Origin of the sequence: Leptospira fletcheri, assembly GCF_004769195.1 — a bacterium.
Classification (GTDB): domain Bacteria; phylum Spirochaetota; class Leptospiria; order Leptospirales; family Leptospiraceae; genus Leptospira_B; species Leptospira_B fletcheri.
On the sequence record NZ_RQET01000004.1, the window covers coordinates 562,778 to 589,090 of the forward strand.

The 26,313-nt window shown below is 45.2% G+C and carries 26 protein-coding genes and 1 tRNA gene; 15 read left to right on the plus strand and 12 right to left on the minus strand.

Annotated features, from left to right (window positions below):
• Positions 1-35: 35 nt before the first annotated feature.
• The 4 genes from EHO60_RS05975 to EHO60_RS05990 all read right to left on the minus strand — a co-directional run bounded on the left by EHO60_RS05975 (position 36) and on the right by EHO60_RS05990 (position 3,049).
• Positions 36-683, minus strand: coding sequence for a histidine phosphatase family protein (locus tag EHO60_RS05975; protein ID WP_135767239.1), 648 nt, complete (start codon positions 681-683; stop codon positions 36-38).
• Positions 668-1,480: an adenosylcobinamide-GDP ribazoletransferase gene (locus EHO60_RS05980; RefSeq protein ID WP_135767240.1), complete on the minus strand. Its 813-nt coding sequence runs from the start codon at positions 1,478-1,480 to the stop codon at positions 668-670. The genes EHO60_RS05975 and EHO60_RS05980 overlap by 16 nt, the downstream gene beginning before the upstream one ends.
• 72 nt (positions 1,481-1,552) lie before the next feature.
• A complete protein-coding gene (locus EHO60_RS05985; protein WP_135767241.1) occupies positions 1,553-2,431 on the minus strand; it encodes an LIC_13355 family lipoprotein in 879 nt (292 codons plus the stop codon).
• Between the two features lie 42 nt (positions 2,432-2,473).
• Positions 2,474-3,049, minus strand: coding sequence for an LIC13354 family exoprotein (locus tag EHO60_RS05990; RefSeq protein WP_135767242.1), 576 nt, complete (start codon positions 3,047-3,049; stop codon positions 2,474-2,476).
• 457 nt (positions 3,050-3,506) lie between these two features.
• Here EHO60_RS05990 and EHO60_RS05995 point away from each other — a divergent pair, with 457 nt between their 5' ends.
• Together EHO60_RS05995 and EHO60_RS06000 are read left to right on the plus strand one after the other, a co-directional pair.
• On the plus strand, positions 3,507-4,850 hold the full coding sequence (locus EHO60_RS05995) for a flavin monoamine oxidase family protein (RefSeq protein WP_135767243.1): 1,344 nt from the start codon (positions 3,507-3,509) through the stop codon (positions 4,848-4,850).
• A 67-nt stretch (positions 4,851-4,917) separates the two neighbouring features.
• The gene (locus EHO60_RS06000; RefSeq protein WP_135767244.1) at positions 4,918-5,355 is read left to right on the plus strand and encodes an SRPBCC family protein; all 438 of its coding nucleotides are present in this window, start codon (positions 4,918-4,920) and stop codon (positions 5,353-5,355) included.
• A 36-nt stretch (positions 5,356-5,391) separates the two neighbouring features.
• On the opposite strand, the gene EHO60_RS06005 is transcribed toward EHO60_RS06000, so the two are convergent.
• Together EHO60_RS06005 and EHO60_RS06010 are read right to left on the minus strand one after the other, a co-directional pair.
• The gene (locus tag EHO60_RS06005; protein ID WP_135767245.1) at positions 5,392-7,536 is read right to left on the minus strand and encodes a toprim domain-containing protein; all 2,145 of its coding nucleotides are present in this window, start codon (positions 7,534-7,536) and stop codon (positions 5,392-5,394) included.
• The gene (locus EHO60_RS06010; RefSeq protein ID WP_135767246.1) at positions 7,533-8,918 is read right to left on the minus strand and encodes a DNA gyrase subunit A; all 1,386 of its coding nucleotides are present in this window, start codon (positions 8,916-8,918) and stop codon (positions 7,533-7,535) included. Before EHO60_RS06010 ends, EHO60_RS06005 begins: the two co-directional genes overlap by 4 nt.
• Positions 8,919-9,142: 224 nt before the next feature.
• Here EHO60_RS06010 and EHO60_RS06015 point away from each other — a divergent pair, with 224 nt between their 5' ends.
• The 10 genes from EHO60_RS06015 to EHO60_RS06060 all read left to right on the plus strand — a co-directional run bounded on the left by EHO60_RS06015 (position 9,143) and on the right by EHO60_RS06060 (position 19,253).
• Positions 9,143-10,087: an LIC_13346 family putative lipoprotein gene (locus EHO60_RS06015; RefSeq protein ID WP_246028154.1), complete on the plus strand. Its 945-nt coding sequence runs from the start codon at positions 9,143-9,145 to the stop codon at positions 10,085-10,087.
• On the plus strand, positions 10,077-11,639 hold the full coding sequence (gltX, locus tag EHO60_RS06020; protein WP_135767247.1) for a glutamate--tRNA ligase: 1,563 nt from the start codon (positions 10,077-10,079) through the stop codon (positions 11,637-11,639). The genes EHO60_RS06015 and gltX overlap by 11 nt, the downstream gene beginning before the upstream one ends.
• Before the next feature lie 63 nt (positions 11,640-11,702).
• Positions 11,703-12,290 carry an ATP-binding protein gene (locus tag EHO60_RS06025; protein ID WP_167880157.1) on the plus strand — a complete coding sequence of 196 codons (588 nt, stop codon included), beginning with the start codon at positions 11,703-11,705 and terminating at the stop codon, positions 12,288-12,290.
• Positions 12,287-13,132: a DUF455 family protein gene (locus tag EHO60_RS06030; RefSeq protein WP_135767248.1), complete on the plus strand. Its 846-nt coding sequence runs from the start codon at positions 12,287-12,289 to the stop codon at positions 13,130-13,132. The genes EHO60_RS06025 and EHO60_RS06030 overlap by 4 nt, the downstream gene beginning before the upstream one ends.
• A 55-nt stretch (positions 13,133-13,187) precedes the next feature.
• Entirely contained in the window at positions 13,188-14,339 is a 1,152-nt protein-coding gene (locus tag EHO60_RS06035) for an LIC13341 family surface-exposed protein (RefSeq protein WP_135767249.1), read from the plus strand.
• A 27-nt stretch (positions 14,340-14,366) separates the two neighbouring features.
• Positions 14,367-15,026 (plus strand): FFLEELY motif protein, encoded by a 660-nt coding sequence (locus tag EHO60_RS06040; RefSeq protein ID WP_135767250.1) that lies wholly within the window; start codon positions 14,367-14,369, stop codon positions 15,024-15,026.
• Positions 15,023-15,751 carry an OmpA/MotB family protein gene (locus tag EHO60_RS06045; protein WP_135767251.1) on the plus strand — a complete coding sequence of 243 codons (729 nt, stop codon included), beginning with the start codon at positions 15,023-15,025 and terminating at the stop codon, positions 15,749-15,751. The genes EHO60_RS06040 and EHO60_RS06045 overlap by 4 nt, the downstream gene beginning before the upstream one ends.
• An 8-nt stretch (positions 15,752-15,759) precedes the next feature.
• Positions 15,760-16,245, plus strand: coding sequence for an LA_2478/LA_2722/LA_4182 family protein (locus EHO60_RS06050; protein ID WP_135767252.1), 486 nt, complete (start codon positions 15,760-15,762; stop codon positions 16,243-16,245).
• Between the two features lie 99 nt (positions 16,246-16,344).
• Positions 16,345-17,331: a M14 family zinc carboxypeptidase gene (locus EHO60_RS06055; RefSeq protein WP_135767253.1), complete on the plus strand. Its 987-nt coding sequence runs from the start codon at positions 16,345-16,347 to the stop codon at positions 17,329-17,331.
• Between the two features lie 332 nt (positions 17,332-17,663).
• A complete protein-coding gene (locus EHO60_RS06060) occupies positions 17,664-19,253 on the plus strand; it encodes a 7TM diverse intracellular signaling domain-containing protein (protein WP_135767254.1) in 1,590 nt (529 codons plus the stop codon).
• A gap of 24 nt (positions 19,254-19,277) precedes the next feature.
• On the opposite strand, the gene EHO60_RS06065 is transcribed toward EHO60_RS06060, so the two are convergent.
• From EHO60_RS06065 to EHO60_RS06075, 3 genes are all read right to left on the minus strand, one after another.
• A complete protein-coding gene (locus tag EHO60_RS06065) occupies positions 19,278-20,465 on the minus strand; it encodes a pyridoxal phosphate-dependent aminotransferase (protein ID WP_135767255.1) in 1,188 nt (395 codons plus the stop codon).
• Between the two features lie 4 nt (positions 20,466-20,469).
• Positions 20,470-20,703, minus strand: a complete 234-nt coding sequence (locus EHO60_RS06070; protein WP_135767256.1) for a DUF2905 domain-containing protein — start codon at positions 20,701-20,703, stop codon at positions 20,470-20,472.
• Positions 20,704-20,729: 26 nt separating this feature from the next.
• Positions 20,730-20,816, minus strand: a tRNA-Ser gene (locus tag EHO60_RS06075).
• Positions 20,817-20,990: 174 nt separating this feature from the next.
• Here EHO60_RS06075 and EHO60_RS06080 point away from each other — a divergent pair.
• From EHO60_RS06080 to EHO60_RS06090, 3 genes are all read left to right on the plus strand, one after another.
• Positions 20,991-21,224, plus strand: a complete 234-nt coding sequence (locus EHO60_RS06080; RefSeq protein ID WP_135767257.1) for a ferredoxin — start codon at positions 20,991-20,993, stop codon at positions 21,222-21,224.
• A 190-nt stretch (positions 21,225-21,414) separates the two neighbouring features.
• Positions 21,415-23,328 (plus strand): PAS domain-containing protein, encoded by a 1,914-nt coding sequence (locus EHO60_RS06085; RefSeq protein WP_135767258.1) that lies wholly within the window; start codon positions 21,415-21,417, stop codon positions 23,326-23,328.
• On the plus strand, positions 23,312-23,725 hold the full coding sequence (locus tag EHO60_RS06090) for a response regulator (RefSeq protein WP_135767259.1): 414 nt from the start codon (positions 23,312-23,314) through the stop codon (positions 23,723-23,725). Before EHO60_RS06085 ends, EHO60_RS06090 begins: the two co-directional genes overlap by 17 nt.
• A 30-nt stretch (positions 23,726-23,755) precedes the next feature.
• Here EHO60_RS06090 and EHO60_RS06095 read toward each other — a convergent pair whose 3' ends face one another.
• From EHO60_RS06095 to EHO60_RS06105, 3 genes are read right to left on the minus strand one after another with little or no spacing between them, the layout of a single operon-like run.
• Positions 23,756-24,244 carry a GDYXXLXY domain-containing protein gene (locus tag EHO60_RS06095; protein WP_135767260.1) on the minus strand — a complete coding sequence of 163 codons (489 nt, stop codon included), beginning with the start codon at positions 24,242-24,244 and terminating at the stop codon, positions 23,756-23,758.
• Positions 24,234-25,289, minus strand: coding sequence for a DUF4401 domain-containing protein (locus EHO60_RS06100; protein WP_135767261.1), 1,056 nt, complete (start codon positions 25,287-25,289; stop codon positions 24,234-24,236). The genes EHO60_RS06095 and EHO60_RS06100 overlap by 11 nt, the downstream gene beginning before the upstream one ends.
• Positions 25,286-26,272, minus strand: coding sequence for a DUF2157 domain-containing protein (locus EHO60_RS06105; RefSeq protein WP_246028155.1), 987 nt, complete (start codon positions 26,270-26,272; stop codon positions 25,286-25,288). Before EHO60_RS06105 ends, EHO60_RS06100 begins: the two co-directional genes overlap by 4 nt.
• Positions 26,273-26,313: the final 41 nt, after the last annotated feature.

Consider the following 26,313-nt stretch of genomic DNA (forward strand, 5'->3'; position numbering starts at 1 on the left):
AGGTCGCGACTTTCTAGGACATAATCATGCGCGTTTTAACCGGCCCGTCGATTCCAAAATACGAATTGGGGAAAAGAAGTATTCTCTCCGAAGCGGACCCGAACCATGGAAAGAGAGCCGTATTCCAGAGAGGCGCGGAAAGCGTTCTCCAAAGGGAATCCAAGGACGATGGATGCGATACACCGAATGACTCCGCCATGACTGACCCAGGCTTCCCTGTATTCTTCGCTTTCTCCTTCTTCCTTTCTGGTTTTCTCCCATGCGCGCCCTTCCTTTAAAGCTTCTTCCCAAGCTTCGGAAACTCGGGTTCGCAAATCGGAATACGTTTCTCCGTCAGGCGGAGAACGATGAACGTAATTTTCCATCCAGAGATCCGTTTCTTCACGGGGGATTTCCTCCCAGAGTTTCCCTTCCCAAGCTCCGAAATTCAATTCACGAATTCTGGGATCGACTTTCCAGGCGGGAGGTTTTCCAATCGCTTCCCATCGTTTGCTTAGGAATTCCGCCAGACTATAACACCGAAATAGGGGACTCGTTCGTATCGAATTCATTCGTTCCGGAAGGATCTTTGAGAGTTCGCCGGCTTCCTTTTCAAAGGTGGCTGGAAGACCCAAATCGGTCCAGCCGTAACAGGTCCCAGGTTCCACTTCGGGAGTCGTATGACGGATTAGTAATATTTCCATGCGACTATCGTCCCTAGCAGAAAAAGTATCTCCGTGACTTGCTGAACTGCGCCTAGGCAATCTCCCGTATATCCCCCGAGCCGTTTGTTATAAAAATTTCGTAAAGTAACGAAACCTAATAATTGAAAACCGAGAGGAATAAGAGTCATAAGGGAATATCGAAGCGGATCGGAGCTTTGAATGAAAGGGAGCAAAAGGGAAGGTCCCAATCCCCAGATCGCGGAAATAAAAACGTCGGATGCTTTCATCGATTTGACGATCGATTTTACTTTGGAAAGTTCGTCTTCTCTCGCATAAGGTAAGGATATTGCCATCATGTTCGCAAAAAGTCTGCTCGATGCATGGGAACTCCAAATCGCGATCGCGAAGAAAAAGAAAGGAAGATCCGCCAGAAAAAAATAGCAGACCGACTTTAAGAGTAAAAGGAGAACGATGCCGATTACACCGAAAGCTCCGATCCGGCTGTCTTTCATGATCCCCAGGATTTTTTCCTTGTTCCAACCTCCGCCGAAACCGTCGCAGACGTCCGTAAATCCGTCTTCGTGGAAAGCTCCCGTGGCAAAAACGGAGGCACAAATCGAAAGAATGGCGGCGATCATCGTAGGCAGAATTTGCCGGCTTCCTAAAAATACCGAAAGAGTCAGACAGGCGATGATCCAACCTACGAGAGGAAAGTATCTTACCGAAGAAGCGAGCAGCTCTTCGGAATGTTCCACCCAATCCGGCACGGCGATTCGAGTGTTAAAGCGTACCGAAGATAAAAATAGGACCAGCTCTCGACGAAGGAAACGAATCATAGAAGTCTTTCACCGAGACTAAGACGAATGCGAAAGTATGCACGAAAAATTCTGATTTTTTTTCTCCTTACTTTAAGGACTTAGATTTCTCGCAATCACTCCGTCTATATCCGGGGTGCCATTCCCTGCCGGAATTGGAAGAGAAGGTTGGACTGTAATTGCAGGAACTAGTTTGATATAAAGAAACCCGTTCGTCTGGAGATCGTTTTTTAAGGTTCCCGTGCAACCGGATCCGGTGGCTCCGAAATTCGGTTCTGCCAAATCGAATCCGTCTCCGCCGCCGCCTCCGTGAACTACATCCGGATTGTATACGGCGGATACAGTCATCGGATTCGATTCCTGATTCAAAACGAAGGGGGTGATTCCTGCAAATCTCGCCCAAACGGAAGGATCGTTGGAAAAGACACTCGGGTTCGAGTTCGTGTAGGTAGGGTTCCAACCGCACCAATTTGTTAGGTCGTTGCCGACTTCCACCACGATCGGTTCCAAGAAAACTGAGTTAAATGGATTCGTGTTGTTTTGGACTCCGATGAAGAACGGATTTTCATAAACCATAAAATCAATCCCAGGTCCGGGCAGTACCTTTTTTCCTGACCAGCCTAGAACCAAAAGGGCACCGACTCCGGAAGGATCCAAAGTATAAACGTCCAGAGAACCGTCGAAAAGGTCGATTCCTCGGACGCCGTTAGCAGAACAGTAGGAATCTTTGAAACCGATCCCGCTATTTGCGGGAGCGGAAACGATCTGATCGCCTACGTAGATATTGCCGGACTCCTTCGGTAAGAAACTTCGACAATTGCTCGTAGTTCCGGATCCGCCACCCTGTAGTAACTGGGTCAATGCCGCTATCGACACCTCGCTACCCGATTCGGATTTGCTTTGACAGGAAACGGAAAACCCTATCCCCAAAAGGGCGCCGGTAAGAAAATGAAGGATTTTATTTTTCGCCATTCTACTCCTCTTTTTCGAGCGGGAAGCGCGGGCTTTGCTCTCTTATTTCGATTGCAATCTGCTCCAGACTGTGGGGGAAAATCCGCTGTTTAGGCCGCAACCCGTATTGATATTGGTCGGGTCCGAATAGTAATCCACATTGGATGCTTTGGCTGCGGCCAAAGTCGTTTGGTTACTCACGCCAGAAAGGTCGGGGCAAATATACAGATATCCGCCGTTGTACGTCCACCGATACCAGGCGTAGTCTCCTGCGGAATACGTGGAGTCCGATCTGAATCTTACGTAGACTACCTGGCGATTCAAATCGACTTCCTGAACTTCTCCGTAAAGATGGCTTGCACCGTATCCGGTATCGTAATCATATCTAGTAATTAACGAATTTGTAATATTATATTCTCCGACCGCTACGTTTCCCGCCGCAGTGTATGTTCCTCCGGGATAATTCGGAGTTCCGTTGTAATAAACGTAATTTCCCAAAGTCGGATTGATCGATAACAGCGCCAAAAGCCCGGTTGTCTGATCATTATGATCGTTTTTCTTATTTTCAAAACAGCCTAGATTCATCGCGAATAGGATGCCGAATGCCGATACCCGTACTATACTCTTTGTCCGTCCCATCTTGGTTTCCTCGTTTTCCATATTTGGCGGCGGCACGAATCGCAAATCGCGCAAAGGCGATCTTTACCGATTAAACGGGTAAAGACGATTGTATCCTAGGTGGTCGACGGTTTTGTTTACGCCGCATTACCATTCAGGGTGCCCCGACATACGACTTTCTGGGCCCCTTCGCGGTGCACGGGCGTGCTTCGGCGAGAATGCAATACGTCCCGACCTCGAGGATCGTATAGCGGGGAAGATCTGGCTCGTTCCGGCCTATGAAAGGACGGACATCACAGTTGCGGGTCAGCGCGGGATTAACACCCGACTTCCTCCCTGAAAGTTTAAGACTAGAGAACGATTCTAAGGTTTCCATTGCAAGAAAAAAACCCGTGATATTCTGCATCGACGTCCGAAGATATTTATAGCGGTCTAGGATCGTACGTTCGTGCTCCAAACCGATTCGAGGTGATTCGTTATGAAGTTTTCCCGGTCCGAATTCCTGAAAGCGGGAGCTTTAACGGCGGCGACGTTGTTAGGAATAGGAAAGAACGTTATTCATGCTCAATCTTCGCCCGCTCCCGGAAAGAAAGTAATCGTCTTAGGCGGAGGTCTCGCCGGGCTATATTCCGCGTATTTACTCGGAAAGACGGGAAGCAAGGTGACCCTGATCGAAGCAACGGAGAGAGTAGGTGGAAGGGTTCGTTCCATAACAGATTCTTCCGGGCATACACTGGATCTAGGCGCAGAATGGATTTCTTCGGAGGATAAAACGGTCCGAAGCTTGGTGAGAGAATTGGGGTTAAAATCTTTTTCAGTCGCCTTGCACCCGGATTTGTTTTTAGGGACTTATAAAAAATTCGGTTCCTGGGAGATCTCCGGGAAATCCCAGGAGATCTTGAACAAGTTGGTCGGCTTGAATTCCAAAATGAATCCGAGTCAACAAGAAGGATTGGATCGAATCAGCTTCTATAATTATCTTCTTTACCAAGGAGCGAGTGCGGACGATCTTTCACTTCTAGGATATAAATTATCCTTACATTACGGAGATTCGATCCGTGTGCTTTCCGCTCAGAAAGTCTTAACGGATTTAGCGCAATTTCCCCAACGCAATTCCAAAATAGAAGGCGGGATGGAGAACATCGCCAAGACCCTTGTTTTAAATATAGAGAACACAGAGTTCGTATTTTCGGATCCGGTGCGCTCCGTGGATCAGGACGGTAGCGGAGTAACGATCGGCACGGCCTCCGGTAGAAAATTCCAAGGCGCCGTATGCGTTTGCACTCTTCCCGCAAATCAACTTGCAGCATTGAAATGGAATCCGGACTTGGATAAGGAAAAACTGCTTTCCGCTCTCAGAATCAGATATTCACAAATCTATAAACTATTTCTGGTTTTGCGGGAAGCGCCGTGGGAATCCTCGCCTTTTGCGGTGCATTCCGATTCCGCAGCTCAGTTTCTGTACGATGCGGGTACTAAAACCGATTCTCCGGATAAGATCCTCGGAATGATAGCCAACGGGGACAGGTATTCCGTTTTCGAATCCGCTTCCCAAGATCAGAGAGTCGATTATATCCGACTAACTTTGGGACGCTTAGGGTTGAAAAAGGACCTTCAGATCCAGAGAATCTATTCTTCCGAAACCGGTAAGGATTATTTGCCTTCCGGAGTGGCAACCTTCCCTCCCGGCAGTTACGGTTCGGAGACGAGTCTTAGAAAACCGTTCGATCGGATTTTCTTTGCCGGAGAACATACGGGAGAAAGTACTGGTACGGTTGAGGCCGCTTTAGTATCGGCGATCAAAGCGGTCAACATGGTCTAAATCTTTAAACGAAAACCGGGAACTCGTGGATTTTTCACGGCGACTCGAGGGAATTTAGGAAGGATATATGTCGGCAACCCCGTTCGTTATCGAAAGAACTTATAGTGTTTCCGCGGATCAAGTTTGGAAAGCGATTACGGATAAAAATCGAATGAAAGAATGGTATTTCGATCTTTCGGAGTTCAAGCCCGAGATTGGATTCGAATTCAGTTTCGAAGCCGGTCCGGAAGATAAAAAATACGTTCACTTATGTAGGATTACCGAAGCGATTCCGGGTAAAAAATTGGCTTATAGTTGGAAATACCAAGGTTATCCCGGCGATTCCAAAGTAATCTTCGAACTTTTTTCCGAAGGAAGTTCAGACACGAAGCTCAGATTGACGCACGAGGGAATTGAAACCTTTCCAAATGACAATCCTGTTTTTGCTCGCGAGAATTTCCAAGCCGGCTGGACGGAATTGATCGGAACCCAGTTGAAAAATTTCTTGGAAAAGAAAGGGGCCTGAAATCCGGAATCCCGAAGGAATTCCGGATGCTGCTATTTAGTCTTCTATAACGCTCATCGCATATTCGGAGATCGCGTCTCTTCTTTGCTCCGCAAAATCCTTGTGGAACCAAAGATTCTGCACCTTGGAAGCCTCTTTTTTACTCCCGATTACGATTTTGGTCATACATTCTTCCACGGCAAACTTCATAGCTTCCTTGCCGGTCTCTCCCAGTCCTTTGTTCCTTTTTTTGCGTATGACTTGTCCGCCGGACTTTTGGACTCTCTTGATCAGATCGTCATAATCCTTATCGTCGATGCAAAAGACCGTTTCGGTCTTTTTCGAATCTCCCATGCGGATGTCCACTTCGTACAGAGGGGCGCTGGAAATATGAATCAATCCTAGCTCGAATAATTCCGGCCAATATTCATAAAAGAAAGATAGCATCAAGGACCGGATGGCATATCCGTCGAAGTCCGCGTCGGTGATGATACTTACTTTTTCGTAATTGAGTTCGTCTATAGACTTCACTTTTTCGTTCAAGGGTAATCCGACGATAGCGACGATATTCTTCAATTCCTCGTTGGCGATCGCTTTGGCCAAGGAAACGCCTTTGCAGTTCATCGGTTTTCCTCTCAAAGGAAACAGACCGTGAAGCTTCGGATTTCTTGCCGGACGAAGTCCTGCGATTGCGGAATCTCCTTCCGCCACGAAGAGCACCCTGCCGGCGTCTCCCGGTTTTCCCGTCGGAGGCATCAACTTCGGAATGTTCATCTTACTCGCCTTCTTGAGACCTCTTTGTGCATCTTCAAAGGCTTTCATTTGGGTCCGTTTCTCCATCTGGAGTTTTACTTCCTCCAGCAGTCCCGTTTTTTTGATGAATTTATCCAGGTGTTTGTCTACCGCATTACGAATATCTTCATTTAGGTCGTTGATCAGATAAGACTTATCTTGGGATTTGAATCGGGGATTCAGAAGACGCATATTCACATACATGTGAAAGCAATTCCGAACGTCGTTTCTGGTACAGCTCGTCTTTAATTTCTTTTCAAGGGAAACGATCTGGCTTTTTTTGCGAATTTCGTCGCAGATTCTGTTTTCGAGATATTCGATAGCGGATCCGCCTTGGGGAGCGAAGATGGAATTTACCCAAGTAAGATTTTTATTTTGCCCGATCACTAAATATGCTTCTAGGTGAAGCTGGGTTCCTGTCGCGGGCGCTTGGTAGTCCATTTTGTAATACGTAAGGGCGGAGTGGGAAAAGATCTCGTCCAACCCTTTCTTGAATTTGTATTTTTCCTTTTTGCCCTTATGTACGAACTGAACTTCCAAGCCCGGATTCGTCATTGCGATATCCTGAAGGTATTGCTTCATCAGATCCACGTTGAAAGAGACGTCGAGGCTGTTGAAATATTTCGGATTCAGTTCGAATTCTACCGAGGTTCCGTGATCTTCCTTGGCGGCTTTTTCCACCGCCTCGATCATATTCGTTTTTTTGCATATTGGAACCAGTTTTTCGATCTGGTCTTTGGCCAAAACGGGACATTCGTCGAATTTTCCTTGTTCGTCGAAATACAGAAACGCCCGTTCGGTATCTTCTTTGGAAAGTTTGTAGGAGCGGATCTGCTTTTTCGCATCCTCATGAAGGGTAAATAGTTTCTTGAAGGACATCCCGTCGTTTACGGTTTTTACCTTAAAATAGGAGGAAACCATACGCACGAGAGAGATTCCCACCCCGTTTTGTCCGGCGACGTGGTCCTGTTTGACCTGATCGTCGAAGTTTTCGCCGTACATCAGATGGAGAAAGACGCCTTCTGCGTTTTTAGCGGGAATACCTCTTCCGTTATCTAAGACGTTGACCGTTTTTTTGTCGGACGAAAGCTGGATGATCAACTTTGACATCTTGTCCTTTTCCGGAACGGATTTGTCCTTCTGGTTTTTGCGGTATTCGTCCACCGCGTTCATACAGGCTTCGTCCAAACATTTCAATTTCGCGGGGACGTCCTCCAACTCTTCGTGGACGACTTCGTACTGACCGTCGCTTCCTTTACGAAAAAAATGTTGCTCGAACGTGGACGCCGAGTTTTGGCCCAGCCACATCCCGGTTCTCATACGTACGTGCTCTACGTTGGAAAGTTTTTTGAAGTTCCTTTCCTGACCTCCGTTCGGCTTTTTTTCGGTTTTGGTTTTGGCGTTACTCATTCCTTATCCCATTTATCCTTGAGTTCGGTCAATTCTCCGATCATGAATTCCGTCAGTTTCTTGTCCTCTTTTACGAGACTTTGGTACCTGGAAAGCGCGGCTTTAGCTTCTACGATCGCTTCTTCGCACTTGCGGACCTCGTCGATCGTCATCCTATAAACCGGGATAGAGGCCAACCATTCGAAATACGTAAATTTCGCTTTTTGAAGTCGATCTTCGAAATCCTTTTTGGATTTGATTCCGACGACTTTTTCGTTCCATTTTTCCTTAATGAATCTGATCAATTCGGAATTTCTTTCTATCTTTTCTTCTTCGAGACCCGCGAGGCGTTTGAACCTTCGAATCAAATGGGTTTTCCGGAAGTCGCAGAATCTTTTGATGATTTCCTCGGGTCCGAAATTTTTGAGTCGGCCGTCGTAGGTGATCACGTTGTTTGCAAGGGTCTGCGTATCCTCTTTGGAAAAAACTTCCGCGATCTGTTTGGGAGTCGGTTTTTCCCCTTTTTTGTAAATCAGTTCGACTTTGAATTTCTGACTGGAATAATCCACATAGTCTTTGAGCCAGGAATCTTTCCTTTCCAGGATATCGTCCAGGAGATTGATCACTTTTTCCCGGTTCCAGTTCATCGGAGAATCCGTAAGGAACAGAGTATCACCTTCCCAAGTGAAATTGAAGGTGGTGGTCATCGTGGTATTGCCGGCTTCGGTTTTGGCCATTTTCACTTGGCCTTTGTAATCCTTGTACCAAGGCTTAAGGGGAAGAGGCTTTTTAGTTTTTAAATAATTGACTTGGGAATTGATGACTTCGGAAAGTTTATGGCCCGGAATAAAGCAACGGAACCCGGTCGCGATTCCTTGGATATTGTTCAGAAGAACGACGGGAACTTTTCCTACGAAATGGATGGGCTCGTCCTCGGTTTCGTCGTAATTCTTAACGTAATCTATGTCGGGTAGACTTTCGAAAAATCCCAGATCCTTTACGAAATCCGAAAGTTTGACCTCCGTGTACCTCGGGGAAGCGATGGCACTCGGATCTAGGACGTCCCCAAAGGTTCCTTCTCCTGCTACCAAGGGGTAATTATTTGCAAACGTAAAATCCTGCGCCATTTGAGAAAGGGCGTCCTGGATGGAACGATCCCCGTGAGGGTGGTATCCCATTGCAAGACCGGCAACTTTTACGGTCTTCGTAAAACGATTTCTCGCGTCGGAGTTCCACATCGCCCAGAGAATCCGTCTTTGGACCGGTTTCAATCCGTCTATTTCATGCGGAATCGCCCTAGAATCGCAAACATAACGGGAATACTTTCTCTGGTCGTCGTTGACTTGGTCTTCGAAGGGAACTTTCGGAAAGTTATCTTTGCTGGATTTATTGGAATCTTTCATAGGACTTTTATGCCAAGGGATTTTAGGACGCTTTTGCTGTCAACCTTTTTGAGAATAAGGAGATTTTAAAGTGCCAATAAGCCGTCCGGAAAGGAGGTTTTTGGGCTTTCTTCCGTTCTCGCTCGGAAACGATAGGAGGGAAAGAAAATTTCCCGGTTTTTCCTTGAAGAAACACTGGAAAGCAGGACTTTTTCAGGAAACCCTCTTTTTCCGTAGGAATTCCTTTGAATCTTAGACTTTCTTTTAATAGTACCGCAGCCTATAGCATTCTCTTCATTTGCATCCACGGACTTTCTCGCTGTTCTCTCCTGCCGGATTGGATGTCGGGGGAAAAAGCACTCCTAGACGAATCTCACAAGACTCGGATTTACTGGAATCTATCTCAAGTTCCGAAAACTTCCGAAAGCTACGAAAATAAACCGAGCAATTTGCGCTATATCGTGGTGAGTAGCGAAGCCCACCAAGAAGGAATCTGGAAAGGAGAAGTGGATCTTTGGGAAACGAAATCCGAATTTTTGGATTCTCTTCCTAAAACGATTTTTTTTCCGAAATTTACGTTTAAGGCAGGGCTTTTTACCGGTTCCTCTAAGTTGGTGGAAGGAGACGTTACGAATCCGAAACGGATTTCCTTTCTTCCGAAAATGAATGAGGTCTGGGATTGGGAAGGAAACACATTTCCGAAGTCCGCGACGAGTATCTTGTCCAAGAGGATTCCTTTGGAAGATTGGTCTCTTACCTTCGAGTTGAGTCCTGAGGAAGCATGGCTATCCAAGGAATCTAGAAATCTAGGTTCAGGCGCCGAGATCGTTTGGGAAAATCTGAGAACGAGAGGTTCCCTTTTAACCACGGACTTTGTCCACCCTTCCGGAAAAACCTTTCCGTACGCGGATTATGATTACAGACAAGTGGGATTTATCGCCTTGCCCAGAGTGCCTGACGCATTGCCTGTCTGGATTTTTCGGAGAGAAAAAGGGGAAATCTGGGCTTGGGGAATCATCCCGGAAGAGCTGCTTTCCTCACAAACCTTAGTCCGACAGAGAAGCATTCAGGGGAGCAAGTTCTCCAGTTTTCTTTTTTACGATGTTTCCTCCAATATTCCGTTTACCACTCGGGCCGATTTGAGGAATTATCCAATCATCATCCTCTCAGACCAGAACAATGCAAAATAACAAAGAAGTTCGCACCCGTTTTGCCCCGTCTCCTACGGGTTTTTTACATGTCGGAGGCGCAAGAACTGCGCTTTTCAACTATCTCTATGCCAAAGCGCAAGGCGGAAAATTCCTGCTCAGGATAGAAGATACGGATCAGAGCAGATCGACGGAAGAATCCTTTAAAACGATTTTGGAATCCCTGGCGTGGTTAGGAATCGAATGGGACGAGGGTCCAAGCGTGGGAGGTCCTTTCGGGCCTTATATACAATCGGAAAGATTATCCATCTACCGCGAATACACCGAAAAATTAATCTCCGAAGGCAAAGCGTACCGCTGCTTCTGCACCCAGGAGGAATTAGAAGCGAAGAAAAAACAATCCGAAGCGATGGGAATTCCCTACGTGTACGACGGACTGCACGCGAATATGAGCGAGACGGAAGTGCAGGAAAAATTGAATGCGGGAGTTCCCTATTCCGTTCGATTCCGGACTCCTTCCAAGACTTTGATCTTCGATGACATCATCCAAGGAAAAGTGAAATTCGAAACGAAGCTGATCGGTGATTTCATCATCGTTAAATCGGACGGCTTTCCGTCCTATAACTACGCAGTAGTCGTAGACGACGGCTTGATGAGAATTTCCCACGTGATACGCGGGGTCGGACATCTTTCCAATACTCCTCGTCAAATTTTGATCTATGAGGCGCTTGGTTTTCCCGTTCCGGAATTCGCTCACGCATCCGAAATCGTAGGAATGGACGGAAAAAAATTGTCCAAGAGAGCAGGCGCCACTTCTATCCTTGCCTTCCGGGATCTAGGCTATTTGCCGGAAACGTTCGTGAATTATATGGCCTTACTCGGCTGGACTTCGTCGGACGGACAGGAGTATCTCAGGGGCGAAACTCTGAAATCCATTTTCGACGTACACAGATGTTCCAAGTCTCCTTCCACTTTTGACGTATTCAAGAAGCCGAAAGGAGGAGAAGAGGAAGTCGCCACGAATTTCTCCAGTTTGGAACAGATTGCGGAAGCCATGAATCCGAAATCCAAATTGAACTGGTTGTCCAATAAATATATCCGCGAACTTCCCATCGCCCAGATTGCCGAAGCCTTGGTCCCTTTTTTAAAGGATCGGACGGATATTCCAAAAGAACATAAGGACCCCAAGAACCCGGAACTGGCATCTATCCTGGATAGCGTTAGGGTCTATCTGGACAATCTCAGGCAGGCACCGGATTATGTGGCGGAGTTCTTCGTTTCGGATATAAAAATCGCGGGGGAAGAGGCGGAGGAAGTCCTTAAGCAGGAAGCTGCCGCATCGGTGATCCGCAAATTCTATCACTTATTATCGGAATCTTTGCCGCAAAACGACGAAGATTATAAGACATTGATGGCCCAAGCGGGAGAAGCCACTGGTCAGAAGGGCAAGACCTTATACATGCCTATTCGAGTGGCGACTACCGGCAAAGCGCACGGATTGGAGCTTCCGATTCTTTTCCCTCTCTTAGGGAAGGAAAAGCTACTCAAACGAATAGAAAAAACGGTATTACAGTCAGGAATTTCCTTAAACTAGGGGTTTTTTGTTGCAAAAGCCCCCTTTTGACCTGTATCTCTAATATATAGGGACATCCATTTAATGAGGGATACGATCGACTCACTATTGGTAAGGCAAAATTCGGGTTCCTGCGTGATGTTCCTTCCGCCGGACCTGTCTAGCATACGGGATTTTCGGAACGCTCTTCGGGAGTCGCTGGAAGAGAACGATTTTTCTCCGAAGAACATCGGACAAATAGAGCTGGCAGCGGATGAGGCATTGACCAACTCCATATCGGCGAATATCAACTCGGATTCGGTGGAGACGATACTCTGTAGATGGATCGTTAAGGATTCCAAATTCACTCTTTGGATCGTCGATTACGGTTCCGGATTGAAGGAGGAAAGACTCCGTTCCGCCTATAACGAATCCAAAGCTTCCTCCCTACAAGAATTCATAAATAAATTTCAAATATACCAAGAGAACAAATGCGAATTCCTTCCGATGAAAGGAAAACCTACCTTCCACCGGAATCTAGGTAAGGGATTGAGGATCATACAATCCTTGATGGATTCCGTTAAAGTACTTTATCATTGTAAAGAAGGCAGAATTTCCTCAGATCCTGGAGTTTCGAATATTCGCGGATCCATCATAGAACTCGCATTCGACGCCAAAAAACATTCCTTGTGACCTCCTTAAACCAATTCGCAGAATTCATACTCCGTTCCGAAAGGCTGGAGGATAAACTCTATTCTCCGGAGAACTTTCCGGAAGACGATTTTTCACTTCCGTTTTTTCTTCCCGATCATCCTGCCCGAGGGGCGAAAATCGCATTTTCCGACAAAAGATCGAAGATCCCCAGATTGGAGCATTTGAATAACGAAGAGAATCGGATTTTCTCCCTGCATCATTTTGCGAACCACGAACTGATGGCAGTGGAATTATTCGCCTGGGCGATTTTGAAATTTCAGGATGCGCCTACTAGCGTACGAAAAAGTTTTTATCGAACCTTACTGGAGGAACAATCTCATCTGCGATTATATTTGGAATGCATAAGGTCCGGAGGTGTGGATTTGGGGGATAAACCTTTGAACTATATCTTTTGGAAGCAGACTCCGAACATGAACACATTAGAAAAATTTTATGCCGTAATGGCTATTTCTTTCGAAGGCGCAAACTTGGATTTTTCAGAGATCTATCGAATGGCATTCGAAAAATTCGGAGATACGGAAAAGGCCGCGATCATGGATCGAGTGCACAAGGACGAGATTCGACACGTCAAAAGAGGCGTTAAGGTCCTTTTTGGGGATTCGACGAAAGGGATCGACCAGTGGCACAAATACAGAGAATTGATTTCTCATCCCTTTACTCCGCGTCGTGCAAAAGGAACCTTCTATTTTCCCGAACTTAGGATGAAAGCGGGCCTATCTCCGGAATTTGCGAGAGAGCTTGGTCTATACGAAGACGAATATGAAGGTACTACGAATGCCCGAATACTGAAGGACGTTCTGGGAATCGGAGGAGTCGTTTAACCTCGGAAATCGATGGACAGGGACTTTTCCTCTTCGGATACTGTTTGTGACCGGCATGAATTCTCGATTTTTTACGTACCTCTCCTTCCGACTTTCTATCCTATTTTTCGTTTGCTTATTCTTCACCGCTTGTAATTCCAAAACCCCGTCTGACTCTAAAGTCGTGTCGTCCGTGTTGCCCGCCGCGGAAGAAAAAAATCCGGATGTTATTCTGAAAAAGCTAGGGAACTTGGATGAAGATCCCGATTTGGAATGTTTCGCTTTGGTCAGAAACGGAACGGAAGAAATTCTGGCGGTGTTCAAAAAAGAAGGTGGGGAATGGGTTTTAAAATATAAGTTCCCTTTCGGGCTTTTGAGCATAGGACCTATGCATTACGATTCTAAGGCGAATTCCTGGAAACCCGGAGAGGAATCCAAGTCGAAAGAAGCCGGATTTGTCATTAAGAGAATTCTTATGGAAGAGCTACCCGGAGACGATTTCAATTCCCTTTTCCTGGAAGTTCTGAGCGAAGAACCTCCCCACGGACTTTTTTCCGTTCCGTTCGTGATTCGGAAAGGGGTCAAAATTCTGGATGGTCTTGCCGCCTTAAAAGATCACGAATTTCTGGTTAAGTCCAAGCGAGCGGATTTTAACTATAATAAAGAGGAGAAAAACGTTACTATATTCCCCGCCAATAGAACTTACGCGCAAAACTTCAATTTTAACGGCTGGGAAATGATTCCTGATATTCCGAATGTCGCTGTTCCCGGTTTGTTAAGCGTAGAAGCTCCGACAGATTGGAAAAAAAACCGGCAAGGAGAGACGGTCGTTTGGTTTAAGAACCGCGGTTCGTATGCAGGTACGACATATCTAAGTTTCTCCTTTCCGCAAGGAGGAAAGCTCGAAGTTGAATCCGGCAAGGACGGGGTCAGGACCTATTCTCCCGGGTCTGACGTTTACTCTTCCGAAGGAAAATACATAAGTTCTAAGGTGCCTCTTTTGGAAGCCACGAGAGAAGGCTGGGGAAGAAACCATCGGTACGGAATCCGATTCAAGTACACTCCGAATGAAGAAGGAGTTCCATATATATTGTTTCGCTCCACTTCCAAGGCTTACCGGGAAACGATTCAAATTCCTACTCAGGCCAGTTCCGCAAAGACGGAAATGGACCAACAAGGATACAGAAGTTACCGACTGCCTTTAGTCTCGAGAGGAAAATCCAAATAGCGGATTTTGGATAAGGAAACTCTATCCGTGGGAAATTTCGAAGAAACAAAACTCAAACAGGCCAAAATAGAGATCGTTCGGGCTCAAGTGGAACGATTCCGCAAATTCTATGCGGATTACTTTCATCTGGAAGAGACGATCCCTATGGTGGAATATTTCTTCGAGACGATCTATAATTTGGAAGGAAAGGAAGCATGGATGCAATTGGCTCTGGATACGTATCAAAGAGTCAAAAACATGATGAAAGAAACGACCAGATCCAACTTGGAAACGCTGATCGAACTGAACAATCTTACGGATAAGCTCGACGGCGAAATGGCCAAGCTGCTTCTCGTGCGGGACTGGAACGGAAAGCGTCTCGCTCGGGAAGAATACGACGATTTGTACCGCGCTTTCGGCCATAAGCCTGAGAGAGAGGAACAGTTGAGGATCGTATTACACAATCTGAGAACGTTTTATGAACTCGCACATAGACCGATCGCTGCGTATCTCATACGACCGGCTAGACTCATGGCATCCCTGCTCGGAGTTTCTCCCTTGTTTCATTCCGTGGAACAGGCTTATAATGCCGTTCTTCCGGTTTCACCCAAGATATTCGCCGCGTTTATCGAAAAAGTGGAGGAACGGGAAACGCAATATTTAAATTCCGCATTCGATTCCGAATCCAGACAAGAAACCGCATTATGAATTTTAGATCCCGTTTTGCACGTTATAAAAGGAAGGAATCCTCGGAAGAAAACGGGGATCGCTGGCTTTTGACCTACGCGGATATGATCACTCTTTTACTTGGCCTATTCATTATCATGTATTCTGTCTCCCAGGTGGACCAAAGCAAATTGAAACAAGTTGCGGATCTAGTTCGCGGCGGTTTCGGTTTGGGAGAATCTTTTTTCGAGGGTTCGAATACGAATTTTGAGGAAGATTCGTTACTGCAGCCTAGAACGCAACTGTACCGTTTTTGGGAACGTATCTCCTATGCTTTAAAGAAGATGCGAGAAAAAACAAAATTGATGATCGGGATGAACGAGACGGAAGAAATTCGGATTCAAATTTTTGCGCCTTCTTTGGGAGAAGGCGAAGAATTCCAGCCCGACGAAGATACGGATTTTACGTTTCGAAAAGTCGCCGAGGTGGTCCAAGGACTGGACGTGGATATTACACTTCGCGTGCAAATTCCTTATTCGGATCAAATAACAAACCGAGGTTTTAGAACGACTTGGGAATACAACGCTCATCGGGCCACTCTGATCGCGGAGGTGCTTTCGGAAAAATACGGCGTTCCCAAGGAGAAAATATCCGTTCAGGCTTTTAACGGTTTCAGACAAATAGGTGAACGAAACGAAACATCCCCGGAGCAAAAAGCTTCCCAAGAGCGAATTGAAATCCTGATTCGAAAAAAGGAAAAGGAATAAGACGGAATATGAGTTTTATAAGAAAAGGAATGCGACAAAGACGATTTTCGAATCGGATCTTATTCTTTTCGATTATCGCTTCTGCTACGATTTTTTGCGTTTGTGCTCTTCTAAGTTGTAAGGAAAAGAGAAAGGTCTCCGCGGATATCGAGGCAGTTTGGACTGGAGAAAACGGTAAACTCGGCTCCAACGGGCTCGTTTTGATCGCCGAGTACTGCGAAAAGATTCAAAGTTGCGCGCAAGACGATTTAAACAGACTCAACAAGGACGAAAAGTCGATTTTGGAAAAAAGACTGAGGCCGGATGTCTGTTTACAGAAATTTAAGGAGACTCCGGTTTATAAGTTGGAAGTGGAAAATCCCGAAACTGCCGTTGCCAGAACCGGATCTTGCCTACAAAAAGTGATCGATTCGGACTGCGAATCGATTAAAAAAGGAGTATCGAGTCTGTCCGAAGATTGCATGTGGCTGTATTCGAACCAAATATCGAAATGAATTCGATCGAGGGATTCCCTAAAAAAATAAAGGGAATTTTTGAGCCCCGAAGGGACTCGAATCCGGGAAAGAAAAAGATAAATCCGGGAGGATGAACCCTTGCTCAGAGGATTAAAGAGATTAAACAGATATGAAAAACGTTTATTAAGAATCGCTAAATTGGCTGGCAAGCTGGCTAAACTCAAGCAGATCGGATTTTCCAGAAGGACGTCCGAAGGTTTTAGGTTTCCTATCTATTCCTTGGAGTTAGGTACAGATCAGGGACTGACAAAGCATCCCGTGGGAATCACTGCAGCAGTTCACGGCTTGGAGACGATAGGAATTCAGATCTTACTGGATTTTCTCGAATACGTCGTTCACCCGGAGTCGACGGGTTATCTTCCTGAATTGAAAAAAGGAAAACTGGGTTTGGTCGTGATCCCGATCGTGAATCCCGGTGGAGTGGCAGCAAAAACGAGATCGAATCCCGGCGGAGTCGATTTGATGCGCAATTCCGGAATCGACGCGGTAAAACCGCTCCCTTTTTTCGGCGGTCAGAAATTCTCCAGTAAACTTCCCTATTTTCGAGGGCATGGATTGGAACCTGAATCTAGAATCCTGTTCCGCACCATGTATGAAAAATTCTTCGAAGTCAAAAACGCCATCATGCCGGTCCTGGACCTGCATTCCGGTTTTGGAACGGTGGATAACGTGTGGTGGCCTTATGCTTACACCCAGGAACCCTGCGAAGATACTTTTTTGTATCGTAAATTGGCGTCCCATCTTAGGGAAAATTGCGGCCACCTTCATTTTTCTTATGGACCTCAAAGCGAGAGTTATACTACGCATGGCGATCTATGGGATAAGTTTTACGATCATTATCGGGACGTGCATTCGGATCACTCCGGCTGGGATGCGAAGTTTTTACCCTTAACTTTAGAAGTCGGTACTTGGTCCGATATCAAAGAGGAGCCGATGAAGATTTTTTCCAAAAAGGGAATTTTCCGTCCGGCGGAACATAATAAAAGGGACACTCTGACTCGTTACCGGGGATTTTTGCGCGATTTTGTCCGTATCGGTTTATCGCAACCGAAGGATTGGATTTAACGGACGTTAGCTATCCTCTCGCTTTAAAGCGGCCCTTGCGTTCGCATCGTTTTCAAAAAAAGCCCGCCTTTTCCGGCGGGTGTTAATGGTTCGAGCGAAGGATATTTCGCTCGAGGCAAGGCACCAATTTCCGCTTTTCCTAAAGGAAACAGCGCATTCGAATATGTGCTTCCGTCCACATTCGAACATTCTCTTCTTAAATCGAATACGAATAGAATTATATACGAGGCGATCGACAGAATCGTTCGGAATTATATAAACGAACTAATTTTAGTTTGCTAGGAAACGGTCCGGGATCAATATGAATTCCCTAGAATATGCGAAATTGCGTTATGCTGGCGTTTATCCTTCTTTGCGGGGATTCCTTATTTTCTGAGTCCTTACGCCTAAAGGATTCGATACATTCAAAAAATATAACTTCCGATTTGGAATTTTTGGAAAGCGACTGGGGAGATTTTTCACCCTTGAGTAACGTCGATCTTTTCGATTGGAAAAAGATCGGTTTTTCCTCCTTGAATTTCAGTTTTTCCGATAAGTCATATTGGTTCCGTTTTCGGGTCCATTTTCGGGAGGGAGAGAGGCAGGATCTATTTCTCGTCTTGCGCTGGAGGGCTCAGGATCGGGCGGAACTCTATTTGCCGGGAAGACGGGACGCTATCCAGACGGTAGGGGATCGTATTCCCAGATCCGATTGGCCAGTTCAAAATTTTCCCTATCCTTCGTTTCGCTTGCAAGGGCATCCTGGAGAGGAAAAGGAATTCCTTCTAAGGCTAGAATCGACGTCCATGATGTCTTTTCCGATGGAATTGATGGATGATGCCGGCCTTCGGAGCGATTTGACCTTTGAAACCTTCCTCTTTTCCTCGTCCGCTTGCCTTTACATTTTAATGATATTTGCGGCGGTTCTTTATTACAAAACGACGGGGCTACAGGAATTCATTCTTTATGCCGGATATATCTTTTGTATGGGTCTTTCTTACGACGTAAATTTCGGAAATATATACGAGTTTTTCGATTCTGGAAGTTCCCATTGGTCTGAAAAAAAGAATTATTTTTTCTTCGGCGTAACCACGATCCTATTTTTCCAATTTATAAGAAAATTTTTGGAAACGAAGAGAAGTATGCTTTGTCTGAACGCCGTACTCCGGGGTGGTATTTTTGCTTCCCTTGCCTCTTTGCCCATGGTCTTTTTCGACAGCTATTTGCATGTACTTTCTAAGATTACGGCGTTTTTATATGCCTTTGCGATGCCTATGATCTTATTTGCCGGGATTTATCTGCAAAGAACGGGAAATAGAAAATTAAGATTATTCCTATTCTCCTGGACCGTTTACATGTTGTTGGGGTATACCAGCATATTTTATTATTTAGGTTTTGTCGGTTATACATTCTTTACCGTTTACGCGCTTCCAATTCTTCTTCCTTTGGATTTGATCGTACTCTTTTATAATGTAATCCAAAAATCCTCCAAAAAATTGGAGGAAAGAAGGAAATCCTATTTGAGTCCGAATCCTTTCGGTAAAAAAAGAAAATACACGAAATCGAAATTATCCGGGGTCGATGTAGATCGTTCTTTAGCATCATTATTGAAACTTATGGATTCGGAAAAACCGTACCTAGAGGAAAATCTCCAGCTTCAGAATGTGGCCGACAGGTTGGGGCTGAACCAGCATCAACTCTCCGAACTTATGAATTCGAAATTAGGAATGAATTTTGCCTCTTACGTGAATTCCAAAAGGATAGAGGAAGTGAAACGCATCTTGGAATCCGGATCGGAGAGAAATATTCTGAATATAGCATTTACGGTGGGATTCGGTTCTAAAACTTCATTCAATGTAGAATTTAAGAAGGCGACCGGATTGACTCCTAAGCAATACAAGGAGCTTTTTTTTCGCAGGAAAAAACTATCGAACAAAAAATAGGAGCCGGCACGCGACGGGAGATCCCTATCCGCCGACAAAGTCTAGAATTTTCGCGATTCCCGTTTCTAAAATTTCATTCTCCGGTAAGAGACTTAAAACGATTGCGGGGTGATCCTCGGGGAATCCGAACATGCATCCCGGATGAACAAGAGTGTGTCCCTTTTCCAGAAGGTGAAGACAAAAAGTTTCCTGTTCTCGGAAAAAGTCCGATTCTAAAACGGCGTACCAACCCGCCACGGGAGGTCGGAACCGGATCTTTCCCGCGTTCGGAATCATCCCTGAAAGAATTTTAAGATTTCTGGATATTCTTCGGAGCACTTGTCCTTGGATTAATTTTCTCCAAGGCATCAAGTCGGAGAGGGCATGTTGTATAGGAGTAGCGACGGAGAGATACGTGTCCGATATGATTTCGAGCCTTTCCTTACATTCCGCTTTCCAATTCTCCGGACCGTCTATGTGAACCCAAGAAAGTTTCATCTGAGGCAACGCGAGAATTTTGGAAATCCCGTTGATCCGAAAAAAGGGTACTTTTTGGGTGTGAAGCGCGGGTCGCTGGATCTCTTCGGAATGGATATAATCGCAAAAAACCTCATCCAATACGATTCCAATTTCCTTGGATTCGCAAAATCGAACTATTTCGGAAAAATCCGATTCGCTTATCATCGAACCCGTAGGATTGTTCGGAGATACGAGGAACAGTAATTTCGTTCTCACGGAAATTGCAGCCTCTATTTCCTGTATATTCGGTTTCCAGTCTTGGCCGGGATCTAGGTCGTACGAGCTGAACTTTACTCCTTCGAGCAGGGCCAAAAATTCGAACAAAGGGTAACCGGGAGAAGGAATCAGGATTTCGTCTCCGGGATTACAGATTAATTTTATAATATACGAATATGCTTCTGACGAGGAGGAGGTCAAAAATAGATCCTCCGGAAATAGATTGAACCCTCGCTCCCGATAATAATCTGCCACGCAATTCCTGGCAGCTTCGGAACCTTGCGATTCAGGTTCGTATACCAGGCTTGCGCTTTTGGTAAGTGAGTGTAGGATCGCCTCTCCAGGAAAGGAGAGTTTTACCCGAGTAGGATTCGAAACGGTCAGGTCCAGGATTTCCGTTCCCGCCTTTTTCAAATCTCCGACTTTGGAATACAGCGGGTTTTCTCCAGCTTCAAAATCGAATCGATCGCTGAATTTGGATAGAAAGTCCGGAATCATCCGATCAATGTCCGGCGATTCTGTTCCAAATATAAAGAATCGCGGAAAGAACGATGCTGATCAAAACGGATGTGGTGATGGGAAAGTAAAAGCGGAAGTTCTCTTTTTCGATTCGAATATCTCCGGGAAGATTTCCCAAGGAAGAGAAGAAGGGAAGTTTGGAACCGAATAAAAAAAGGAATCCTAGAAAAAGGAAGATAGCTCCGATCCAGAGAAAAGTCTTACCGAACGGTTCCATAAGGAAATCCAGAGGAGGAAAATCGGCGGAGAGGGGGGGATTCGAACCCCCGGTAGGTGTTACCCTACGCATGCTTTCCAAGCATGTACCATAAACCGCTCGGACACCTCTCCTCGAGCTTGCGTTTACGATGTTTTCTTAGACAGGCTCCCGGTCAAGGAGATTCGCCTTAAAAGTTTTACAGGAGAAACTTACGAAACCTTGGGGAAAAATTCGCGCAAAATCCGTAAGTATGCGTTCGGAAAACCGAGTTGACTAAACATATGTTCGATAATCCCTGGTAGATCATGGCTGATAAGCACGATAAAGTTCCTGAAAACGCGTCAGGCAAGTATTACATAGATAATACCTGTGTGCCTTGCAACGATTGTCTGGAGGAAGCTCCTATGCTTCTGAAATATACCGACGACGAATCAAAGGTGTATTTTCATCGCCAACCTCAGACGCCTGAAGAACAAATTTGTGCCCGTAAAGCAAAGGAAATTTGTCCCGTAGAAGCGATTGGAGACGACGGAGAATAATTTGGATTCGATAAGGAATTCTTCACGTTTTTGTTTCGTACGGAATTCCTCGGTTTTCTCACTCGTTTTGATCCTCGTTCTCCGCAATAGAAAATCCCCTTTTTTATCCTTCTTTCCATAAAGATTTTGTACTTTTTCTTCGTCTAACCCGTGTTTTTAACTCGAAAAACGGGTCTTATGAATAAGCTCGATGAACGTGCAAGAAGACAACGGAACCATACCCGCGGACTTTCAGGGCGAAGCCTTCTTCCGAATCCTTGTCGAAAAAAGCAGGGATATGGTCTGTCTGCACGATATTGAAGGTAGATATTTGTATGCGAACCCCCGTTGCAGGGAGTTGACCGGATACGAACCTGGAGAACTTTTAAACAGAGATCCTTACGATTTTATCCATCCGGAGGATAGACGAAGGATCCGTCTCGAATCTCATGATCTAGCCAAGGCTGGTACGAATCCGCATTCTATTGATTACCGGTTTTTAAAAAAAGAAGGGATATACGTTTGGCTTCAAACCCAAACTCAACCTATACCGGACACTACGGGCAAAATAATATATCTGCACACTACGACTCGCGAGATCAGCGATCAGATCGAACTTGTCGATAAGTTAAAATTATCGGAAAGACTTTCCTGCTTGATGAGTGAGCTTGCTTGTGTAGGCGGTTGGGAATCCGATTTTCTAACCGGGACGATCCATTGGACCGAGGAAGTTTATAGGATCTTCGAACGGGATCCGAGCGATAGACTCGATAAAACGATCATTTATGCTTACTGCCATCCCGAGGATCTTGATATCGTAATGCATTGCAATCGGAGACTGGGGGAAACCGGGGAAAGCTATTCGCTCGAGCACAGGATCGTCACCGACTCCGGCAGAGTGAAGTGGCTTCGAAGCCAAGGGAAGGCGAATTATTCCGGGGGAAAGATAGTCGGGATCTACGGCGCCATTCAGGATATTACCCTTTCTAAAATCGTGGAAGAAGAGATTCGGATCAGCGAAAAGAAATTTTCCCTTGCGTTTCATAACTCCGGAATCGGGATCTTCCTTTTGGATAAGGAAGGCAGATTTATCGAAGTGAACCAATCCTTTTCCGATCTGGTCGGATATCCTGCGGAAGAACTTTGGACCAAGAAGTTGAACGACATCGCTTTTTCCGAGGATACAGCCTTAGTGGAGGAGATGTTCGGTCGGATTTTTTCCGGAGAAAAGGAATCAGGGCAATTGGTTAAACGGTATCTTCATAAAAAAGGTTTTCTGATCTGGACTCTGATTACCGCAGTAGCAGTTAGAAAAGATTCGGGAGAATTGATGTTCGTAGTCGTTCAAGTTCAGGATATTTCCCGTCGACGGACCTTGGAGAATATCCTGAGAGAGAAGAACTCGCGGCTGAAATCGGTCAGCAAGACCTTACAGGAAAGGATAAGCCAGCTCGAGGAATTCAATCAGATCGTTTCGCATAATATCCGTTCTCCGATCGGAAATATCTCCACTCTGATCAAGTTTCTGGAAGAAGCAGAGACGGAGGAAGAAAAAAAGGAATTCATCGAATATCTGAAAGAGACGGCGGATCAACTTCTATGCACCTTGAACGAACTCATTGAAGTGATTAAGATCAGGCAGAACGTAAATGTCCCGTCCGAACAGATCCGTTTCGAGGAAGTCTTCGAGCGCGTGAAAGGGATGTTTCTCGGTCAGATTATGGAAGTCGGAGCCGTTATCGGTACCGATTTTAAGGATGCCCCCGGAGTAGTTTACCCCAAGATATATTTAGAAAGCATTCTTCTGAATCTTTTTTCCAATGCCTTGAAATATAGGTCGCCTAAACGAAAGCTTTGTATAAATGTTAGAACCTATTGGCAGAATAGCGCTTTAATGATCGAGGTTCAGGATAACGGTTTGGGTTTGGATTTGAATAAATACGGCAATCAGATTTTCAGATTGCATAAGACCTTTCATAGAAATACCGAAGGAAAGGGATTGGGCCTATTCATGACCAAGAATCAAGTGGAATCCTTAGGCGGAGAAATCCGTGTGGAAAGCGAGCCGGATGTAGGTACGAAATTCATTGTTCAGCTTAACAAAGGTTATGAATTCGCAATTTAGAAAGCGAAGACTTTTATTGATCGATGACGATGATATCTTTGTCGCTATCGCAAAAAGGACCATTGAAAAGGCCGGAATTTTGGAGAACTTCGACGTGTTTCCGGATGGAGAAGGAGCGATTTCCTTTTTAAAGGATCATATTACGGACCCGGAATCCATTCCGGATTTTATCCTACTCGATATAAACATGCCCTATATGGACGGCTGGCAGTTTCTGGAGGAATATTCTCTGTTCGAAAGCATGCTCTTAAAAAAGCCGATCATCTATATGATAAGTTCGTCGGTTGACGATGCGGATATTAAGAAGGCCAAGGACATTCCTTATGTTCGGGATTATCTAATTAAGCCGGTATCGGTCGATTCCTTCCGGAGGATCCTGTCCTTTTCGGAAGAGTAAGCCGAACTCTCGGTGCCTTTCCTGAGAAGTTTATCGGATTTCTTTCCGATCTTTGTCGTAAACCCCGACCAGAATTCCGTTCCCTTCGGAATCCACTTTTAGACCCCCGAATTTGGCTTCGGAGAATTTATCCGCAGTTCCTTCCTGAAAAAAATACTCTTCCGCTCCGAAACTCACTGCAAATTGGGAACGATGGAATTTTATTTTTTTCTCATTTGTAGAAATCGGTTCGGAGTCTTTCTGGAATCTTACGAATCGAGCCACTCCGTCGGAGTCCGGGGTGAAAATCAAAAATCCTCGATTGGGCAAATCCTGGGAAAAATTGGTTCGGGTAATCTCGTAACCCAATCGCATATAATCGCCTTGCATAAGAGAACGGGGATCCACCGGCGCTAAAGCGAAAAGGAACAATTCGCCTTTCTCCTTGATTCTCTCCTTTTGCCAAACCTCTTTTCCTAAAAACGCCAGAACGACGATCAGATTCGACAGGACTAGGAGTTTTCGGATTTTATCGTTCATTCTCTCGTTCCTTTCTATCATACAATTTTGATAAAGAAAGATAGGCGCAGAGGAATAGCGCTCCGGAACCAAGTAAAATATAAGATTTTATCAGCAAAGTAAACTTAAGAGAATAATAATAATCCACTAAATAACAGGATATGGATAGAATCCCCAGCATCAATACCAGATCGAGTCTTTGCCTAAAACCGATAGCGATTAAAAAAACGGAAAACGAAATTCCCGGAGTTTGCAAGGTAGGAGCCAGAAGTAAACATATGGTTCCGACCATGAACCCTTGGATAAAGAGTTTGTCCTTCAGAATCGAATTCAGACAAGTCCAAAGATAGATCGCTAAGACCAGAATGCCTATCGTACCGGAGATTCTCCAATCCGTGGAAATGTAGCTCCCGCCTATGACGGATAGGGCCGGGATCCCGGAAATTGCAATCGTCAAGCCGTATATGGTAGGCATATAGAACGATGGTATTATTTTTCCCGAGGAAACGATTTCGACTTCGTACCGAAACAAAAGAACAATTGCAAGTCCTGACAAAGCCAGCATGATATGAATTCCTAACGACATCTCGTTCTCTTCTAGGAGGATTACGGAGGAAGAAAAAATCAGAAGGACCGAAACGAATTTTTGGATCCAAGTTCCGGAGAAAAGATAGAGAAAAATTTCAACGATCAGGACCGAGGCGCTAAAGGAAAGGATTTCGGATTTGGAGAATGCGATACCTAAAAATAACAGTACCTGTCCCAGGAATCCTACGGAAACGATAAAAGATTCAGAAATCTTTTTCTTTTGATCCAATAAAGGGATCGCTATCGATCCGACGGATATCAAAGCTCCTATCACTTTCAAGCTCTCGGTCGTTTCCAATATTTTTGCGATAAATAGGAACAGGAGTAGAAGCATGGTCGCAAACCAGGAACCTAGAATTACTACCAGGTGAACATACCATGGAGTATCGGAACTTTCCGATCGAGTAAGGAAGGAACGCAATTTTTCTTTTTGTTCCGCATTTAAATTCAGTTCCGGTGGAATTTCGAACGATTTCATCCGACTCTTTCCCCCTTTTTCCATTCGTTTCGGATTTGCATCAAATGCCTTGCACTCCATGCCGTAACCGTAGTCAACGCGATGCCTCCGAATAAAAAGGGAAGAGCGAAATCGTTCCAATCGAAGACTCTTACAAAGACGGAAAAAACCAAAGTAATTGCGGATAGCAGAGATAGAGCCAGTATTCCTAGTCGTCTAATCTTATAACGATAAACGAAATAGCCGATCGATAAGGTCGCTAACGAAAGGCAGACCATTAGGAGATCTCCTTCTTCCTTCACGTCTCTGAATATGCTGAAAATGGAACCGAAAGTCGCAAAATAGTAGGTCAAAAATCCGACAGTATTTGGAAACCATCCGGCAATTTCCTTGGAATCGTTCTTTCGATTTTCTCTTTCGTAAAGAAAGACGGCTGCAGCATTGAAAAGGAGCGCGAAGGAGTAGGAATACGGACTTTCGTCACGGAATAAAACCTGCTTCTGGTACAATTCTACCGTAATATTCGAAAGTAATATCCACAGGAACCAAAGCGGAGGAGAATTCCCCGCGATGACGAAACCGAGACTTAAAAAAGTCCAACCTAAGAATAAATCTACTGCGTTGGCGCCGGTTTGATAGATTTGTCCGTAAACGGCGAGAAGAACGCCCACCAAAACCGAGGCAAGGATCAGCAATGCCTGTCTGGAATAACTTTCGGATTTACCGAGCAGATATACCCCGACGGCAACCGCTAAAGAGCAAGAGATCAATCCCAATTTGGAGAATCGATGCATCCCTGCCCAGTTATAAGCGAAGAAAAAAACAATCCCTGAGGAAAATAACGCCAGTCCTAGGCCCAAAAAGGATATACTGGCGAATCGAACCCACTCCTTGAGTTCCCTCTGGGGAAAGAGAGAAATAAGAAATTTCCTGGCTTGGTCCTTTCCTAAATCGAGTATTTGAATTGCCTCGTATATTTCCCCTTTTTCTAAATCCTTCATCATCGGAAAACCGGATCCTAATGCGGAAGAAAAGAATCCGAGTT

Excerpts from the sequence above, each read along its gene's own strand:
- EHO60_RS05975 (WP_135767239.1), bottom strand. The coding sequence starts at position 683 with ATGGAAATATTACTAATCCGTCATACGACTCCCGAAGTGGAACCTGGG.
- EHO60_RS05980 (WP_135767240.1), bottom strand. The coding sequence starts at position 1,480 with ATGATTCGTTTCCTTCGTCGAGAGCTGGTCCTATTTTTATCTTCGGTA.
- EHO60_RS05985 (WP_135767241.1), bottom strand. The coding sequence starts at position 2,431 with ATGGCGAAAAATAAAATCCTTCATTTTCTTACCGGCGCCCTTTTGGGG.
- EHO60_RS05990 (WP_135767242.1), bottom strand. The coding sequence starts at position 3,049 with ATGGGACGGACAAAGAGTATAGTACGGGTATCGGCATTCGGCATCCTA.
- EHO60_RS05995 (WP_135767243.1), top strand. The coding sequence starts at position 3,507 with ATGAAGTTTTCCCGGTCCGAATTCCTGAAAGCGGGAGCTTTAACGGCG.
- EHO60_RS06000 (WP_135767244.1), top strand. The coding sequence starts at position 4,918 with ATGTCGGCAACCCCGTTCGTTATCGAAAGAACTTATAGTGTTTCCGCG.
- EHO60_RS06005 (WP_135767245.1), bottom strand. The coding sequence starts at position 7,536 with ATGAGTAACGCCAAAACCAAAACCGAAAAAAAGCCGAACGGAGGTCAG.
- EHO60_RS06010 (WP_135767246.1), bottom strand. The coding sequence starts at position 8,918 with ATGAAAGATTCCAATAAATCCAGCAAAGATAACTTTCCGAAAGTTCCC.
- gltX (WP_135767247.1), top strand. The coding sequence starts at position 10,077 with ATGCAAAATAACAAAGAAGTTCGCACCCGTTTTGCCCCGTCTCCTACG.
- EHO60_RS06025 (WP_167880157.1), top strand. The coding sequence starts at position 11,703 with ATGAGGGATACGATCGACTCACTATTGGTAAGGCAAAATTCGGGTTCC.
- EHO60_RS06035 (WP_135767249.1), top strand. The coding sequence starts at position 13,188 with ATGAATTCTCGATTTTTTACGTACCTCTCCTTCCGACTTTCTATCCTA.
- EHO60_RS06045 (WP_135767251.1), top strand. The coding sequence starts at position 15,023 with ATGAATTTTAGATCCCGTTTTGCACGTTATAAAAGGAAGGAATCCTCG.
- EHO60_RS06050 (WP_135767252.1), top strand. The coding sequence starts at position 15,760 with ATGAGTTTTATAAGAAAAGGAATGCGACAAAGACGATTTTCGAATCGG.
- EHO60_RS06060 (WP_135767254.1), top strand. The coding sequence starts at position 17,664 with ATGCTGGCGTTTATCCTTCTTTGCGGGGATTCCTTATTTTCTGAGTCC.
- EHO60_RS06065 (WP_135767255.1), bottom strand. The coding sequence starts at position 20,465 with ATGATTCCGGACTTTCTATCCAAATTCAGCGATCGATTCGATTTTGAA.
- EHO60_RS06070 (WP_135767256.1), bottom strand. The coding sequence starts at position 20,703 with ATGGAACCGTTCGGTAAGACTTTTCTCTGGATCGGAGCTATCTTCCTT.
- EHO60_RS06080 (WP_135767257.1), top strand. The coding sequence starts at position 20,991 with ATGGCTGATAAGCACGATAAAGTTCCTGAAAACGCGTCAGGCAAGTAT.
- EHO60_RS06085 (WP_135767258.1), top strand. The coding sequence starts at position 21,415 with ATGAACGTGCAAGAAGACAACGGAACCATACCCGCGGACTTTCAGGGC.
- EHO60_RS06090 (WP_135767259.1), top strand. The coding sequence starts at position 23,312 with ATGAATTCGCAATTTAGAAAGCGAAGACTTTTATTGATCGATGACGAT.
- EHO60_RS06095 (WP_135767260.1), bottom strand. The coding sequence starts at position 24,244 with ATGAACGATAAAATCCGAAAACTCCTAGTCCTGTCGAATCTGATCGTC.
- EHO60_RS06100 (WP_135767261.1), bottom strand. The coding sequence starts at position 25,289 with ATGAAATCGTTCGAAATTCCACCGGAACTGAATTTAAATGCGGAACAA.
- EHO60_RS06105 (WP_246028155.1), bottom strand. The coding sequence starts at position 26,272 with ATGATGAAGGATTTAGAAAAAGGGGAAATATACGAGGCAATTCAAATA.